General features: G+C 36.6%; 18 protein-coding genes. 13 read left to right on the top strand and 5 right to left on the bottom strand.

Features of this window, described 5'->3' with window-relative positions:
• The first annotated feature begins 14 nt into the window (after positions 1 to 14).
• The 4 genes from PQ456_RS13315 to PQ456_RS13300 all read left to right on the top strand — a co-directional run bounded on the left by PQ456_RS13315 (position 15) and on the right by PQ456_RS13300 (position 2,718).
• Positions 15 to 590 (top strand): restriction endonuclease, encoded by a 576-nt coding sequence (locus PQ456_RS13315; RefSeq protein WP_273612724.1) that lies wholly within the window; start codon positions 15 to 17, stop codon positions 588 to 590.
• 86 nt (positions 591 to 676) lie between these two features.
• A complete protein-coding gene (locus tag PQ456_RS13310) occupies positions 677 to 1,309 on the top strand; it encodes a hypothetical protein (RefSeq protein WP_273612723.1) in 633 nt (210 codons plus the stop codon).
• Between the two features lie 111 nt (positions 1,310 to 1,420).
• Complete coding sequence (locus PQ456_RS13305) at positions 1,421 to 2,302, top strand: hypothetical protein (protein WP_273612722.1); 882 nt, start codon at positions 1,421 to 1,423, stop codon at positions 2,300 to 2,302.
• A gap of 176 nt (positions 2,303 to 2,478) precedes the next feature.
• Complete coding sequence (locus PQ456_RS13300) at positions 2,479 to 2,718, top strand: hypothetical protein (RefSeq protein ID WP_273612721.1); 240 nt, start codon at positions 2,479 to 2,481, stop codon at positions 2,716 to 2,718.
• Positions 2,719 to 2,817: 99 nt separating this feature from the next.
• Here the strand turns inward: PQ456_RS13300 and PQ456_RS13295 are convergent, their stop codons facing one another.
• Positions 2,818 to 3,195 carry a GNAT family N-acetyltransferase gene (locus PQ456_RS13295; protein ID WP_475721673.1) on the bottom strand — a complete coding sequence of 126 codons (378 nt, stop codon included), beginning with the start codon at positions 3,193 to 3,195 and terminating at the stop codon, positions 2,818 to 2,820.
• 270 nt (positions 3,196 to 3,465) lie between these two features.
• Here PQ456_RS13295 and PQ456_RS13290 point away from each other — a divergent pair, with 270 nt between their 5' ends.
• From PQ456_RS13290 to PQ456_RS13275, 4 genes are all read left to right on the top strand, one after another.
• On the top strand, positions 3,466 to 3,873 hold the full coding sequence (locus PQ456_RS13290; RefSeq protein WP_273612720.1) for a hypothetical protein: 408 nt from the start codon (positions 3,466 to 3,468) through the stop codon (positions 3,871 to 3,873).
• Positions 3,874 to 3,990: 117 nt separating this feature from the next.
• Positions 3,991 to 4,245 carry a hypothetical protein gene (locus tag PQ456_RS13285; protein ID WP_204823674.1) on the top strand — a complete coding sequence of 85 codons (255 nt, stop codon included), beginning with the start codon at positions 3,991 to 3,993 and terminating at the stop codon, positions 4,243 to 4,245.
• Positions 4,235 to 4,606: a retropepsin-like aspartic protease gene (locus PQ456_RS13280; protein ID WP_273612719.1), complete on the top strand. Its 372-nt coding sequence runs from the start codon at positions 4,235 to 4,237 to the stop codon at positions 4,604 to 4,606. Before PQ456_RS13285 ends, PQ456_RS13280 begins: the two co-directional genes overlap by 11 nt.
• 184 nt (positions 4,607 to 4,790) lie before the next feature.
• On the top strand, positions 4,791 to 6,878 hold the full coding sequence (locus PQ456_RS13275) for a glycosyl hydrolase (RefSeq protein WP_273612718.1): 2,088 nt from the start codon (positions 4,791 to 4,793) through the stop codon (positions 6,876 to 6,878).
• A 146-nt stretch (positions 6,879 to 7,024) separates the two neighbouring features.
• On the opposite strand, the gene PQ456_RS13270 is transcribed toward PQ456_RS13275, so the two are convergent.
• A complete protein-coding gene (locus tag PQ456_RS13270; RefSeq protein WP_273612717.1) occupies positions 7,025 to 7,525 on the bottom strand; it encodes a hypothetical protein in 501 nt (166 codons plus the stop codon).
• Positions 7,526 to 7,700: 175 nt separating this feature from the next.
• Between PQ456_RS13270 and PQ456_RS13265 the strand changes: the two genes are divergently transcribed.
• Positions 7,701 to 8,048: a hypothetical protein gene (locus tag PQ456_RS13265; protein WP_273612716.1), complete on the top strand. Its 348-nt coding sequence runs from the start codon at positions 7,701 to 7,703 to the stop codon at positions 8,046 to 8,048.
• 181 nt (positions 8,049 to 8,229) lie between these two features.
• Here PQ456_RS13265 and PQ456_RS13260 read toward each other — a convergent pair whose 3' ends face one another.
• The 3 genes from PQ456_RS13260 to PQ456_RS13250 form a co-directional block, all read right to left on the bottom strand.
• Positions 8,230 to 9,330: a WD40 repeat domain-containing protein gene (locus PQ456_RS13260; protein WP_273612715.1), complete on the bottom strand. Its 1,101-nt coding sequence runs from the start codon at positions 9,328 to 9,330 to the stop codon at positions 8,230 to 8,232.
• Between the two features lie 107 nt (positions 9,331 to 9,437).
• Entirely contained in the window at positions 9,438 to 10,958 is a 1,521-nt protein-coding gene (locus PQ456_RS13255) for a HAMP domain-containing sensor histidine kinase (protein WP_273612714.1), read from the bottom strand.
• On the bottom strand, positions 10,955 to 11,641 hold the full coding sequence (locus tag PQ456_RS13250; RefSeq protein ID WP_273612713.1) for a response regulator transcription factor: 687 nt from the start codon (positions 11,639 to 11,641) through the stop codon (positions 10,955 to 10,957). The genes PQ456_RS13255 and PQ456_RS13250 overlap by 4 nt, the downstream gene beginning before the upstream one ends.
• Positions 11,642 to 12,001: 360 nt before the next feature.
• On the opposite strand from PQ456_RS13250, the gene PQ456_RS13245 reads away from it, so the two are divergent.
• The 4 genes from PQ456_RS13245 (at position 12,002) to PQ456_RS13230 (ending at position 15,315) form a co-directional block, all read left to right on the top strand.
• A complete protein-coding gene (locus tag PQ456_RS13245) occupies positions 12,002 to 12,442 on the top strand; it encodes an SMI1/KNR4 family protein (RefSeq protein WP_273612712.1) in 441 nt (146 codons plus the stop codon).
• 171 nt (positions 12,443 to 12,613) lie between these two features.
• Complete coding sequence (add, locus tag PQ456_RS13240; RefSeq protein WP_273612711.1) at positions 12,614 to 13,660, top strand: adenosine deaminase; 1,047 nt, start codon at positions 12,614 to 12,616, stop codon at positions 13,658 to 13,660.
• Positions 13,661 to 14,300: 640 nt separating this feature from the next.
• The gene (locus tag PQ456_RS13235) at positions 14,301 to 15,107 is read left to right on the top strand and encodes a nucleotidyltransferase domain-containing protein (RefSeq protein WP_273612710.1); all 807 of its coding nucleotides are present in this window, start codon (positions 14,301 to 14,303) and stop codon (positions 15,105 to 15,107) included.
• A gap of 73 nt (positions 15,108 to 15,180) precedes the next feature.
• Entirely contained in the window at positions 15,181 to 15,315 is a 135-nt protein-coding gene (locus PQ456_RS13230; protein WP_273612709.1) for a hypothetical protein, read from the top strand.
• Positions 15,316 to 15,590: the final 275 nt, after the last annotated feature.

Genomic DNA, 15,590 nt, shown 5'->3' with positions numbered 1-15,590 from the left:
AAGGGGAGTTACACATGGCACGTAGAAAGAGCAAAAAGAAGCAAAAGCAAGATGATACATTAGGCTTAGTAGGAGGAGTCAGCATACTAAGTAGTCTTATTGCACTTTATCTAACTAAAAATGCTGTTATTTCTGTGATTACATTAATAGTTGTTATTGTTGTTTTAGCGTTAATTATAAATTCGATTGAAGAAGCCAAATTAAAAAGACTGAGAAGATCTGGGATAGCAGAGATTGACAAAATGACAGGTACACAATTTGAGCATTACTTAGGACAACTATTCAAGCTTCAAGGATACAATGCCACGGTCACTCAAGCGCAAGGCGATTATGGGGCTGATCTGGTATTGAACAAAGATGGCAAGCGGATTGTGGTTCAAGCTAAGCGGTATAGCAAAAATGTAAATTTAAAAGCTGTACAAGAAGTGCATGGAGCGATTGCGCACTATAAAGCTTCTGCGGGTTGGGTTGTAACAAACAGTGGCTATACTCAATCTGCAATAAACCTTGCAAGATCGAATAACGTTCGATTGGTTGATCGTGAGGAATTGGTTGAGATGATTTTGAGAGTGAAGGAAATTATAAAATAAGTTAAAGGAGTAGAAAATATATTTTTTTATGATAAAATTCCAAAAGTTAAAATATATAAATAATGTAATATGAGTAGGAGGAAAAAATGATAATAAAAGAGTATTTAGAATTTTTAAAGTTACTTGGAAACGAAGTGGCATACTTTTTTCAAATAATATCTGGATTAGGTCCGTTGTTAACATCACTTTCTATATTAATAGTATATTTTAATGTAGATAGAACACAAAAGAGGAATCGACAAAATGATGTTGAAAAGTTCAAAAGAGATTTAGGTTTAAAAGCAGCTGATGAGCTTATAGAAGCTATTACTCTTGTCAAGACAAGTTGGCAAGAAATTTTAGCTATAAAAGAAATTTATCTTATATTTTTAAATGGTAAGGTCGACTTAGATACTTTTAAACAGTACTTTTCTAAAGCAGAGAAAAAACAGCACGATAGTACTATACAAATTGTCATTCAATATAAAAAAAGAGAAATTATTCTACAGGATTTTTCGGAAGAGATTGAATGGATTTATGAAAAGGGAGGAAGTATCGCAATATTAATTAACGAATTTAATAGTTATTTCACTGAAAACATAGGATATAGCGATCAATACATTGGAGCACTTGCAGAAAAAATAGCTAAAGAAACCTCAGAAGATCTATTGAGAATAAATAAACTTCTTCAAGAAATACAAAATAAGTTTTTAGGAGAAATTTATGGAAAGAAAGTTTGATTTCAGAATCTTTTAATTTTTTTAATAAATAGAATTTATATCAAAAAGATCATACTTTATTAGTAATATCAGCTTATAGATAACATTAGTATATAGAAAATGGAGGATGTTATGATTAATGATAAAAAATATTTAGAAGATGTGCTTACATTTAAAGAAAGAAATTCTATACATGAAAATATTACTAGAAGTATAATTTTTTTTTACGTTGGAATTTTTTTATTGCTATTTTCTACATTTGGATTTCTATTATTCGGATTTATTCTTTCAATTCTTAATGCATTCTCTGAGAAATGGATAATAATAAATGTTTTTAATTATATATTATCTGTATTTCTTTTGTTAATAGCACAAAAAGATCCGATATCTGGAAAAAATTTAAATGTTAAATTATATATTTATCATTGTATTTTAGAAGAATATATTTCTAAAGATAAAAATACAGAAAAAATTAGAATAATCACAAGAAGATTAGTGAATCATTATACTAAATTACAAAAAAATACTCAGAATCTTTTTATTTTTAATAACTCAACATTTGATATAGAGTTAATAGAAGATTTAAAAAATTTTTGGAATAGGGATTTATGGAGAATTTACCAAAAAGATAATAACAAAGAAACTAAAGATGTGATTCTTCTATTAATTAGTGAGATAAAAAAAACATATCTTTCAATATATTGTATATCGAATTCAGAAAAACCAATTTATCATGAGAATGAACAAAGATTTTTTAATACAAATTGTATAAAGACTATACTAAATGAATGTAAATTAAAAATGAGAACAGAAATAGAAAAGAAAAAAAATATTGATTGGATTGTTAAAATAGTCAATAGTGTCGTGTTTAGAATCACGGTAGTATCGTTTTTAGGTATATTACTTATTATCTATATAAATAAAACTGAAGATTATTCAAAAATACCAGCTAATTTAACTGTAATTGGATTAATAATAACAATTATTTTTCAATTTCTAAATAAAAAAAATTAAATGCTTCTAGTTCTTGAAAAGTTATCAAATTAAATTTAAAACTATAATGTAATCATATATCATAACAATCAGTCTCTTATAATTATAATAATGCAACGATTTGTTGCCTCATATTCTATCTTTCACTAAATTGTTTTATACTCCTCTTATACATAGCCCGAGAGGAGAAAACAAACATGTGGATCATCAGTCAAGATGAGCAAACCATCGTCAAATCTGTTGCCCTTACCCTAGAAACATCAACCGAAGGAGCTGTTCTTTCTGCTTATGTAGGAGACGGCTCAGTCGAATCTGCTTTTGCGGTAGGTACATTTCAACATAAGGAGAGGGCAGCCCAAGAACTATCCCGCTTCCGCCAATATTTGTCCACGATCAATATGGAACCTTTTTATATTCAACCCGATCTTGAAGCCTAACCCTACTTTTACATTGCATCATATGCTGTTTAATGTTAAAGCCTATTCGACTATTACCGAATAGGCTTTTTTACTTGAAGAAGTATCAATTTATGTTCATCATCTTGCTAATACGTCGTCGATATTATTCCATTCATAGATTCGTTCATTGAGAAGCACGCCACCTATTTGGATAGGCACAGTCTTACACAATGTCGCACCATAATACTCATACCATTCACATGTTTTATTATCTTCTAGCACTTCAACAAATACTTTTTGCCAGCCCAATTGCTTGAATATCTTAAATAAAGATTGGAGTAGTTGCTTACCCATACCTTTATCTTGATAAGACTCCAGTATATAGATCGAAGTTAAGTCACCCGAGTGAGGGACGATGTTGGTTTCTTTTTTCCAACCATCTGCAAATCCGACAATCTGACCTTCGAAATTCTCTGCTACCATAATGAAGTGATCTTGTTGTGTTATGGCTTGCATCCATAGATCATTTCGCTGGGTATAGGATAGATTGTTAAGAAATTCGTCTGGAATGATGCCTTTATAGGTTGTTTTCCAACTGTCTACATGAACTCTGGCAATATCTTCTGCATCTTAAAGTGTTGCTTTTCTAATGTGCAAGATATGTAAACTCCTTAGGCTCTTTATTTGTTGTTTATAATAGCAGAATCTAGTATGGTTTGAAATATTATATCTGTTTAGAATCTACATACCCATTTGAGAATAAATTAGAGAGGAGAGAACTTTAATTTGAAATCAGCCATAGTACTCACCTTATTAGCGACACTGCTAGGTTGTAGTCCCAATACCATACATACCCAGCAAGGAGTACAATCTAACAACATTACAGAAATCAGCACGACAGAAATTTTAGCCCGAGAAACGATCCGTGATTCACCATACGCAGATTTATTTATATTTGGTGATCGTGTATATGTTGTGGATCAACAGCTCACCATAAAGAATAACCAGATCGGAGAGAAGTTAGGAACGATTCAACATCATTATAAATCCGATGAATCTTTTACAGAGTTCATGTCTACAATACTTCCAATCGGAACCGAAATATATCAAATCAAAAATGCAGTTCATATAGATCAACTTGCTATTAAAGGTAAGGATTACTATAAAGTATACAAGGCGCTTGAAGAAGGATAAGTATAGTATCGTTATAGTTATGCTGAAATATCAAATTACGTATATAACGATTGAATGGATATGATAAAATTAAAGTGAAAATAAAATATAGCTATTATTATTTGGGAGGGTATTATCGTGAAATGGCAGGAAGTAAGGGAACTGTTTCCAGATCAATTTGTATTAGTATCTATCCTTCAATATCATGAAGAAGATAACAAGAAAATCGTAGATGAAGTCGCTCCTATTCGCACTGTTTTGGCTGAAGATGCAAATAAAGAATTTTTTCAAGCTGGGGAAGGTAATTTGGTGTATCATACTGCTAATCCAGATTGTATTATACATTTGCGTAAAGATCCTTTAATGAGAGTGAGACGTTTGAATGAAAATTAATTACGATGGGCAATTAATGACTATCTCACTCACTGTTAAATTTCGAGGGAAGTCAGTGCAAATTAACAATGTTATTATAGATACAGGTTCTTCTCACACTATATTTAGCCCTGATATTTTAGAAGAAATAGGTTTAGTGTATGAAAATGGGGATGCTATTTATGAAGCATATGGAATAGGTGGGAGCGCCCCATTTTTTACAAAAGTAGTAGATTCAATTCAGATTGATTCAGAAATTATTAGTAATATTGAAATAGATGTTGGTATTCTACCTAAGAATCATCAAGGATTATTAGGATTAGATATCTTGCTCAGTCATTCTTTTATTATTGATCTTAAAAATCTAGAGTTGTATGTATAGTTGGCATTATTATAATTAGTTTTACATAAAGAGTGTACAGACAAGAATAAGGAAAAGAGTATGTTTGTTATAACACTATTTTTTCCTTATTTTCCTATATAATCCTCCCTTATACTTTTGTATATTTAACTCTGTAAGCGCTATCTACACAGATAGTTATTCCAACAACAGAGGAGTTGTGATAATGAGGAAGCGTTGGGCGATAGGGGTATTGGCAATAGTGCTGGCAGTATCACCAATAGTAGGGCAAGTGGCACAGGCAGAAGATGAGGCAGAAGCGGTCAATAGTAAAACATCTCAATCGCAGATCGTGAATCTAGCAGATGCAGACGCAACCAAAGCTACACGTTCGCTATTTACGTATTTACTGAATAACGAAGGCAAAGACATATTATTCGGTCACCAACATGCCACTACGGAAGGGATCGGGATTACAGCCGAAGATGGAACACAATCTGAAGTGGAACGATCCGTTGGCGATCTACCTGGAGTATTTGGATGGGATACGTTAAGTCTAGAAGGATTTGAGAAGCCCGGAGTATATGGTGGATCAGCTACGGAGAATCGGGACAATCTGGTTAAGGTAATGAAGTCGGCTTACGAGCAAGGTGGTGTGCTCAACTTAAGTTCGCATATGCCTAACTTTGTGACAGGGAATGATTTTTATGATACCAAAGGGAATGTAATTAGCCATATCTTGCCGGGTGGAGACAAGCATGCAGATTATAATGCTTTTCTCGATCAGGTTGCCGACTTTGCTCATCATCTTAAAGATGATCGTGGACAAGCGATTCCTGTGATTTTCCGTCCTTTCCATGAGCAGAATGGCGGTTGGTTCTGGTGGGGTGCGCCTTATCGGACGAAAGAAGAGTATGTTGAGATTTATCGGTATACAGTAGAATATTTACGCGATGTGAAAAAGGTGCATAATTTCTTGTATGCGTTCTCACCGGGTAGTCCATTCAATCAGGATGCAGATACTTATTTGGAGACGTATCCAGGGGATGATTATGTCGATATTCTGGGATTTGATACGTATTATGATGGCAATACACCGACATGGTACGATGCAGCAGTCCAAGATGCACGATTAGTCGCTGAGATTGCAGAGCAGAAAGGCAAAATTTCTGCTTTTACCGAATTTGGCTATTCGAATGTGAAGCCGACAGGGACGAAGGATTTGCAGTTTTTTACCAAGCTGTTAAAAGCATTGCAGTCTGATCCTCAAGCGAAAAAGATGGCGTATATGCTAACATGGGCGAACTTTAATACCGATTCTATCTTTGTCCCTTATCGGGATGCACCAAATGGGTTAGGCGATCATGAACTGTTACCAGATTTCCAAGCTTTTTATAATGACCCATATACTGCGTTCCGTCAGGAAGTGGTGGCAGATCGCCCGTATCAGCAGAAGTCCAAAGTAGCCAAAGAGCAACCATTTATGCATATCGTTTCACCGATCAACAATGCAACGATTCCACTGAGCAAGCCGACAACGATTAGAGTACGAGTGAATGAAGCCAAGATTGCGAAAGTGACCTATCAAGTGCAGGGTAGTAGCACCGAATATAAAATGAGAAAAGATGCAGACGGATTCTATTATGTTGCCGATTGGACACCGGATGCTTCTCTTGCAGAAGAAGGAACCACATTAACTGTACAAGTTGATCTCAAAGGTGGTCAGGTGCTTACCCAAACGGTGCAATTGTATGTAAGTGATAGTGATGGGATAACCGATCCATGGGTAGTCGATCCATTTGAAACGTATAAAGGTAGCAATGAATTGCTAGATCAAGCGTATGTGATGGCAGGCGATCCGAACACAGTCACACTCAGTACGTATGGCAAAAATAGTGGCAAATACGGTCTGAAATATGACTATACGCTGAACAGCCAAGGCTATACAGGTGAGTCCAAAAATATGCAAAATAGTGACTGGTCAGGCGCTAATGCAGTTCGTTTCTGGATGAAGCCCGATGGTAGCGATAATAAGCTAGTCATTCAGATCAACATCAATGGCACTTCTTTTGAAGCCTATCCTTCGCTTCATGGAACAGAAGCAGGGATGATTCAGATTCCTTTTACCGACTTCAAGCCAGCACCATGGGACACAGCGAATGCTAATAAAGTGATTACACAATCAAGTTTGAAAGATGTACGAATGTTCTCAATCTATGTCAATAAAGGTGAAAGTTCCTCAGTGACATCAGGCACGTTGTATTTCGATGATATTGAAGCTTACCATGATGGAAGTACGAACGTACCCGAGTAATAGAAGGATATTGCAGAAGCCCTTGAATTTTTGAAGGGCTTTTCTTTCATAGTAGGTGGAAAAGGTAAATAATAATGATCCAGATTGTTTATAAGAAAAACAGTTCTGAATATATCCAGAACTGTTTTGTAATATAAGGTATTTAGTTATAGATAACCGGCTTTGTCTAAGCACTCCAGATAATGGGCAAAATAAGGATCATTAGGATCAGTACAAGCCTCCGGCTTAATGCCTTTAAGTACATAAAGTTCATACATCAACACCTCGCATAAACCTTGTAAGTTAAAGCCTGTCATCGTGTTACCATTATCCGAGTCTACAATCACTCGAATCATTCGACCTTCTTGGATATCTCTCCAAACATTATCATCTTCTGCTGGGTATTTAGAATTTTCTTTTGCCATTTCTGATTGTATCGAACGTTCTTCTGGTGTAAATAAAGAATCAAGAACTACTGCATCTGTAATGACATAACATTTATAAATAGCATCAAAATAACACATCGGATCGTTTTTTAAATCTTCTACAGTACTTTTACTAACCTCGATAGCACCATATTTAGTCCGAAGCAACTGATCGACGAACTTTAGATCATACTGATAAGAAATTTGCTTGATTTGAAAAAGTTGGTATAACGATTTACTCATTGTAGTGTACTCCTTATGTATAAGATATTGGCGATAGTTAAATGGATTTTGTGTTATAATCTTACAAAATTATGATATGCCTAATTGTGTTGTAGTGTAAAGAAATAGCATAGAAAAATCAAATGAAAGCAAAACATATGAGAAAGCAACCTATTCAGAACCAAAGAGGTGAAGCATGAGACTATTTATTATGGCTTGCTGTATACTTGGATATTCATTATTTCTTGTAGGTTGTAATACTAGTGCAGATCATACGGATTCTTATGCAGCTATTATTAATTATAATGATCAACAATATATAGGCGGACAATCTGTAGATATGAAGCAGTATACAGATATTCAGCCAGTCGGTGAAATTGTACAACGCGTGGATGCAGGGATGTACCCGCCAGAACATCTGATGTCTAATGCGGTAGATAAAGGTACTCCAATCTTTCAGACGGCAGATCACCATTTGTTAATCCAGCAGTTGAATGGAGAATATCAATTATTTCGTAAGACAGATATAGAAGTAAAATCGTGACACTTTAGAAGTGTTATTGTATTTGGAACGCATGACAGCTACAATCTTTAAGCTGAATATTATAAGGATGTTTGGATGAAATAGAAGCAGGTTACATTCATCATTTATCATGACAAAAATAATCTAAAACAGCAAAAATAAGCTAGAGCCACAGATACATTACAATCATCTTGGCTTTAGCTTATTTTTCGATTCCTATAATATAGGTCATGACTCCGCGACTCTCATCATACAGTGACAAGTGATCACCCGACGGATTCCATTGCATGGAAGTGTTGGCATCTTGAATTTTGGCAAAAACCAGCGTTGTTTTACCTGTATGTTGATCGAAAATATACAGCCCGTTCATCCCTTGCTGATTCACCTGATGGATAGAGAACGCAAGCATCCGACTATCTGGAGACCATACACTATGGCTGATTAAGCTTCCTTGACCTAATGTGCCTTCTACATGACCTTCTGTATCGATCATGATTAATTTGGCAGGCTCAGTTGTATTCCACACACGTTGTTCTATCGCGATTCGCTGTCCATCTGGAGATACGGTGAAGGCTCTAACATCGTGGGCGATCGGAGTGATCGTAGGCTCGGGTTGATTCGCATATTGTACTAGTCGATAGACAATGGTATCTGGACTCAAATAGTAAATAATTTTGCCGACTTTTTGTACCGAATCCAGACTGTCTTGTTGTTGCACCGCATCTGGCAGAACCACATTGGAAGAGTGTCCGTTCAGATCGATTAAGAGTATACCGCCGCCTACTTTAGTAGTAATTAAGTGCTTATTATCTGCCCAACTCACTGTACTGGTAATATCCAGTTGACCAATCGATGTTACTTTGCCTGTTGATACATCCCATATATATCCTAGAATCTGATAAGGATCACCGTCTACACCTTCTGTAAAAAACACATGCTGACCATCTTGAGACGTCAGCGCAAGATATTGAGGTGATGTGCGCCCGGGTGTTAAAGCATTTTCTTTACCATTTTCGAGATGATACATGTATAGTCGATCTTTTTTGTTGATAATCAGCTCTGTATCCGATAACCATGTCCGTCCATATACATTTTTTAATGGTGCTACCGAGGTCAACATCACTTCATCGGCTTGTTTTTGCATCAAAGTATCCAGAGGTAATACTGTCAGTTGTGGTTCTGATGAACGTAGTCCGCCTGTATTGGTCAACATACTGCACGCACTGAGCAATAGCATACATCCTATGCCGATACTTAGCCGGTAGAGACGATAGAATCGGCAGAATAACATTATTTTGTTCACAAAAAAACATCTCCCTTATATGATCGATGTCTTTACTATAATCAGCAGACGTTTCGTAAATATATCGAATTGTATCCAAGTTGTAAATAATGTACTCGATAAGTAAGTTACACCGGAAGTTCCAAAACAAATTCGGTACCCGAATCATTCGATTGAGCAATATACAACTTGCCTTGTAGACGTTCTGCTAGACGGCGGGCAAGTGGAAGACCCAGACCTGTTCCGCTACCTGTACGTGCGCGATCACTGCTTAATGTAGCATAAGGTTCGAATACATTGTCCCATTGATCTTCTGGAATAATAGCACCGGAGTTAATGATACGAATGATCGTCTTGTGATCGTACAGTTCATTAGAAAGTGTAATCCATCCATGATCATTACGATTATATTTTACTGCGTTATCTAGCAAATTTAATAAAATATGCATCAGATGCTTGGGATCGGTCGTCAATGTTACAGCAACTGTCTGTACCTGTAGATCAATACCTGAAGTCGATGCTTTGCCATGTGTACGCTTGGCGACATCGCTTAACAGTTCATCTAATTGCACAGAAGTTACTTGTAATTCAAAGTCGTATTTCTCCAACAATGACAAACGAATCGAATCTTCGATCAATTCGATCAGTCGTTTGGTTTCTTTGGCAATACTTTCACTAGCTTCATGCACCAGTGTAGGATCGTCACCATACATATTCAGTAAATCGGCATATGCTTGAATCGATGTAATCGGTGTTTTGAGTTCATGACTGATATTGCCGATAAATGCTTTTTGCAATTGTTCTAGCGCTGTTAATTTTGTAATCGCTTGTTCCAGTTGTTGTTTTTCATTTTCCAGATCGTTCACACTTTGAGCGATCATATGTCCCATCTGTACGATGTCGTCTCCTAGTTGCCCTAATTCGTCTTTACGAGTAGAAAGAACAGTGTGAGGGAGAGGATAGTGTCCCTGAGATATCGAATGAGTCTCTTGAGTCAGCCGATGAATATCGGCAATCTGCTTACGAATATATAACCAACCGACTACAAAACTGATAATCAACACCGATACCCCTATTGTAAGAAGTAATTGTACAATATCTTGATAAAATGCTTGTTGTTCTGCAATCGAAAGATGAAGCTGAACGACGCCAAGCAGACCATCTGGTCCTTGAATAGGAGACAAATAGATAACCGAAGAACCTGCTGTAATATAAGCGATCTGACCTTTCAAAGCATAAGCAAGAGCTTGCTTTACATTCACTTGAGGAGCAACGGGTAATGAATCGCCGGATAATTGCCCTGTAGCATCGTACAGAATAATACGCATATTACTGGATATTCCAAGTTGACCGGCAAGTTCGGTAGCACGCAACTTCATAAATTGCTGAGGGTCTTTTTGATTACCTGCTAGATATTCCTGACGTATAGTAAGACCTATGATTTCGCTTTGTCGTTTGAGTGTAGTTTCGATCTGGTTTTTCTGATTCGATTGAATGCCGATCAGCACTAGCGTACTTAATACACCTACCGTAAATAGAAGTAATCCTGCTAAAAGCAGTGGAAACTTCCAGCGTAAGCTAAGTCCGCGTGACCAAAAGAACGGTGCTTTACGATCCGGTGAAGTATGGCTGGATAGAGAACTTTTCACGATAGCGGTTCTGCTTTGTAGCCAACACCGTAGACGGTTTGCAGTAAAGCTTGATGAGGTTCTATTTTTTTACGTAATCGCTGAATATGAATATCGATCGTGCGCGTTTCTCCTAGATAATCCATTCCCCATACTAGTTCTAATAGTTCTTCACGTGTATACACTCGATTAGGATGGTTAGCCAGTAAAGCCAATAAGTCGAACTCTTTGGGTGTAAGTTCAATTGGTTGCTGGTCTACCAATACTTTACGGCTACTGCTGTACACTTCCACAGACCCTAAAGTGGCAGGTAGATCATTAACGGTAGGTGTACTTTCACGTTCCATCAGACGTGCCAAAGCTTTGATACGAGCGATTAATTCACGAATATCGAAAGGCTTGGACAGATAATCATCTGCTCCCATTTCGAGACCTAGTATTTTGTCGATAATATCAGACTTGGCAGTAAGCAAAAGAATACCGATACCTTTGCGATGATTCAGTTCACGACATACTCCATATCCATCAAGCTTAGGCATCATCACATCAAGCACGATAACATCGGGCTGAAATATAGCTGTTTTGGCAAGAGCGTCTTCACCATCTATCGCTGTTTCTACTATAAAATGTTCTCGTTTCAAAGCATAAGCAATCGAGTTACGAATACTTTCTTCATCATCTGCGATTAGTATTTTTTTGGACATGAGTGTAACCCTCTCTTTATAAAGATCCTTCATTCTCATACTGCACATCGTATACAACAGTGTTGCTAATGCAAACAGTATAACAGACATTGCTTCGCCCAGGCAGATCATCATTACAACAGATTTATAGGTGATTTAAGGTTTAATTTACTATGACATGACACCAGTAACAGGTGAAATACCTGTGCCTGTAGAAAGTAAACAACATCGTAGTCTATTAACTATCCTGTTATGAAGAAATCTAGAAAAGATCGCATTCAAAATATTTCCAGTAATGATGTGTAGATGCAACCGTCTGTATAGTTATACTATAATAGATCATATCGCTTATATCCGTTAGCCAAATAAGGAGTGTTGAAGATGGAATTAGAATTGTCTCAATTAGGATCATGTGAATTTTATCCACCGGCTGAAAATAGTACGATTCGTGATGCAGAGAAATGGATGAATACGACATTTCCCAAAGCTTTAAAACAATTATGGAAAAAAAGTGATGGATTATATACAGATGAAGGCGTATTGATCTATGGAGCAGAACAAATTGCAGAACGTAATCAGACATGGGAGACCGATCTGTATGCAGAAGGATATGTAGCTGTTGGTGACGATAGCGGCGGCAGAGTATTGATTATGCTAGCTGAAGCAGGAGCGAAAGACGTATGGATTGTGGATGGCGGAAGTATGAGCCCTGATGATGGAATACATGTTACAGATCATTTTATCCGGTGGGTAAATCAAGGGTTAGAATTAGGGGAATCTGAAGAAGAGGAATACATAGACGATGATGAAGATATAGATTAATACCATATGTCTAACATTATTATTGCTAAATTAATATAAAACCTCTTGTATGTTAGTTAATATAACATTAAATAAATTAAAGATGTACTTTTTAGTCTTATTATGTTATATTAATGAACATTTAAATGACGCATTTTAAAATGAGTCTGATCATAAGAGGAGGGAATAATAATGAATATTCATCTGAACGGTATTGATATATCTTCTCTGCCCAAAATAGATTTACATGTTCATCTGGATGGAAGCTTACGCCCGCAGACAGTACTTGATTTAGCTGAAAGTCATGGGGTTCAATTGCCGACGACAGATAAGCATGCATTACTCTCCCATATGCAGGTAAATGAAGATTGTAGTAGTCTGCAAGACTATTTAAGCAAATTTCATTTTACAACTCGCTTTTTACAAACGGCTATTGCGTTAGAACGGGTCGCTTTTGAAATTGTAGAAAAAGCAAACAGACATCATTGTAAATATATCGAAATTCGCTTTGCTCCTCAATTGCATCGGGAACGCGGACTTTATACAGAAGAAGTGATTCATTATGTGCTTGCAGGTCTGAAGCGCGGTGAACAACAGTTCGGTGTGCGAGCACGTGGTATCGCGATCTGCATGCGTCATCATGATCATCAACAAAATATGGAAGTGATTCATGCTGCTTCAAAATATATAGGCAAAGGTCTGGTTGCTGTCGATCTAGCCGGTGATGAAGCGTCATATCCACCCGAGTTGTTTCGTGAGATTTTTGCAGCTTCTCATCGCAGAGATATTCCAGTTACGATTCATGCTGGAGAAGCGGCAGGAGCTGCTAATATTCATGAAGCAGTATCCAATCTAGGCGCTACTCGAATCGGTCATGGCGTACGATTGCAAGAAGCACCAGAGATTATGGATATGATGATTGCCCGTCAGATTCCGCTTGAAATGTGTCCGGTGAGCAATATTCAGACCAAAGCGGTATCCAACTGGGAAAGCTACCCAATTCGTGATTATTTTGAACGTGGATTGATGATTACAGTAAATACTGATAATCCTGGTGTATCTGGAACAAGTATGACCAAAGAATATCGTATTTTAGCAGAGCGCTTCGGGTTCACTACATCGGAATTAGGTCAAATCGCTATGAATGGAGCTCATGCTGCTTTTCTAGAAGAAAGTGAAAAAGCGAAGTTAAAGCGAGAATTACGAGAAGAATTTGCCAGCTTGGGCATTTCAGTGTGAATTAAAGTAAACAATAGCGATGAAAAGACTTTCCTCAATCTGTGGAAAGTCTTTTTTGCGTGTTTTGTTAAAAATACGCCTTATCATGCGCAAGTGTGCGTGTAATACTCAATCCAATAGAAAAGATCACGATTATAATAGCTTCAGAAAGAAATAATTGCCACCTAACATAAAGGGGAAGAGTACCCATAACCTTATTAGATATCTGCAAGAGCAAATCATCACAGAGCCTGTAGCTACAACGAATGAAGCCTTAGAACAATGGACAGAATATATTCAATTACCTGTTCAATATAGACAGGTCTTTTTGGAAAGTTATAGTAAATCCTAGCAAAAATTCAATTCATTAACTCATCCACCAGCTCCAGAAATAGAGTTAGAAGATCAACAGAAATGGATTGATGATCTGCAACAATTAATCAGTATGTTCAATGCCAATGAAAGTGTATTGTATGCGATCAAAGGACATATTCATACCGAACATCCGAAGTGGAATCCCGACTGTATGCAGTCTTATCAAGGGATTCCATTTCAACAGCGACGACAAGAACCATTCTATTTCTGTAATGGTCTTTATTAATAACCGTCAATTTTAAGCGAATTTTCACCCATCTCCCTCATATGAAAGGAGTGATCGATCATGCCCGTTACTCAAGCCATGACTTCTATCATTCAGACTGAATTAAAACGTATTGAACAAGAACAACAAGTTCGTATTTTATATGCCTGTGAATCAGGTAGTCGTGCATGGGGGTTCCCTTTTCAAGATAGCGATTATGATGTGCGCTTTATTTATGTTCATCCTCCAGAATGGTATTTGTCGATTTTTAACAGGCGAGACGTGATTGAATATCCGATCAGTGAGCAGTTAGATATTAACGGTTGGGACTTGCGTAAAGCACTAAATCTATTCCGCAAATCCAATCCGCCATTGATAGAATGGTTGCACTCTCCTATTCCATATACAGAAAATAGTTCACTTGCTGAGCGAATTCGAAACGTATCATCAACTCATTTTTCTCCGCGTGTTTGCATGTATCACTACCTGCATATGGCAAAAGGAAACTTCCGTGGATACTTGCAAGGGGATACTGTGAAGATCAAAAAATACTTTTATGTATTGCGTCCGATCTTAGCTTGCCTGTGGATAGATCAAAAAGGAACCATGCCGCCTGTAGGCTTTGATGAGTTGATCGAAGAAATGTTGCCAACGGGACAATTACGTAGCGATATCGATGAGTTGCTGACTCGCAAAAAAGCAGGCGAAGAATTCCATCTAGAACTAAAAATTCTATCGATCCAGTCTTTTTTAAACGATATGATCGATATTTTAGAACAACAAGTTGTGCATATGTCAACTTTGGAACAATTACAAGATGATCTACTGGATCAGTTATTCCGTGAAGCATTGCAGTATGCCTATCCAAACGAAGTTTCGCTTTTGTAAGCAGACTCGTTTACAATAATAAATAAGCCTCTCTGAATAAAGAGGGGCTGACCTGAAAGAAGTTTTACCAATTATGAGTACTCCAATATCATCTTCTTATATTCATGAAGTGAAGCTTTCTGAGGGAAGTGTACATATTTACGCCAATCCAGAATTATTTGCAGGATTGGACTATAAAGTCTTTAATATGGCAAATAACAATTTATAAATCCCAGGTATTCAGTACATGGTATATTTACATATCCTTTTTTACACTGGATGCAGCAGAAGATAGATCTTGTTCTGAGTTATAAATAACATCATTTCTACGATCTTACCATTTCTAATTATCAGCAATTGAATATAGAAAATAGATATGGAAAAGAAATACACAGCAATTGTGTGTTTCTTTTTTTGTTTATGTTGTTTTCGTATAATAAACAAATTATTTTAAATAAACTAATAAAACTGCGCTTTTTACTGATTCTAAAATATGTAGTTATG

Source organism: Paenibacillus kyungheensis, assembly GCF_028606985.1.
In the GTDB taxonomy this organism is placed as follows: Bacteria; Bacillota; Bacilli; order Paenibacillales; family Paenibacillaceae; genus Saccharibacillus; species Saccharibacillus kyungheensis.
The sequence above is the reverse complement of the archived record's forward strand: the minus strand, read 5'-3'. Positions and strand labels throughout refer to the sequence as shown.

What these genes read in the sequence shown, in the direction of transcription:
- PQ456_RS13315 (WP_273612724.1), top strand. Translation starts at nt 15, where the DNA reads ATGGCACGTAGAAAGAGCAAAAAGAAGCAAAAGCAAGATGATACATTA.
- PQ456_RS13310 (WP_273612723.1), top strand. Translation starts at nt 677, where the DNA reads ATGATAATAAAAGAGTATTTAGAATTTTTAAAGTTACTTGGAAACGAA.
- PQ456_RS13305 (WP_273612722.1), top strand. Translation starts at nt 1,421, where the DNA reads ATGATTAATGATAAAAAATATTTAGAAGATGTGCTTACATTTAAAGAA.
- PQ456_RS13300 (WP_273612721.1), top strand. Translation starts at nt 2,479, where the DNA reads ATGTGGATCATCAGTCAAGATGAGCAAACCATCGTCAAATCTGTTGCC.
- PQ456_RS13295 (WP_475721673.1), bottom strand. Translation starts at nt 3,195, where the DNA reads ATGCAAGCCATAACACAACAAGATCACTTCATTATGGTAGCAGAGAAT.
- PQ456_RS13280 (WP_273612719.1), top strand. Translation starts at nt 4,235, where the DNA reads ATGAAAATTAATTACGATGGGCAATTAATGACTATCTCACTCACTGTT.
- PQ456_RS13275 (WP_273612718.1), top strand. Translation starts at nt 4,791, where the DNA reads ATGAGGAAGCGTTGGGCGATAGGGGTATTGGCAATAGTGCTGGCAGTA.
- PQ456_RS13270 (WP_273612717.1), bottom strand. Translation starts at nt 7,525, where the DNA reads ATGAGTAAATCGTTATACCAACTTTTTCAAATCAAGCAAATTTCTTAT.
- PQ456_RS13265 (WP_273612716.1), top strand. Translation starts at nt 7,701, where the DNA reads ATGAGACTATTTATTATGGCTTGCTGTATACTTGGATATTCATTATTT.
- PQ456_RS13250 (WP_273612713.1), bottom strand. Translation starts at nt 11,641, where the DNA reads ATGTCCAAAAAAATACTAATCGCAGATGATGAAGAAAGTATTCGTAAC.
- PQ456_RS13245 (WP_273612712.1), top strand. Translation starts at nt 12,002, where the DNA reads ATGGAATTAGAATTGTCTCAATTAGGATCATGTGAATTTTATCCACCG.
- add (WP_273612711.1), top strand. Translation starts at nt 12,614, where the DNA reads ATGAATATTCATCTGAACGGTATTGATATATCTTCTCTGCCCAAAATA.
- PQ456_RS13235 (WP_273612710.1), top strand. Translation starts at nt 14,301, where the DNA reads ATGCCCGTTACTCAAGCCATGACTTCTATCATTCAGACTGAATTAAAA.
- PQ456_RS13230 (WP_273612709.1), top strand. Translation starts at nt 15,181, where the DNA reads ATGAGTACTCCAATATCATCTTCTTATATTCATGAAGTGAAGCTTTCT.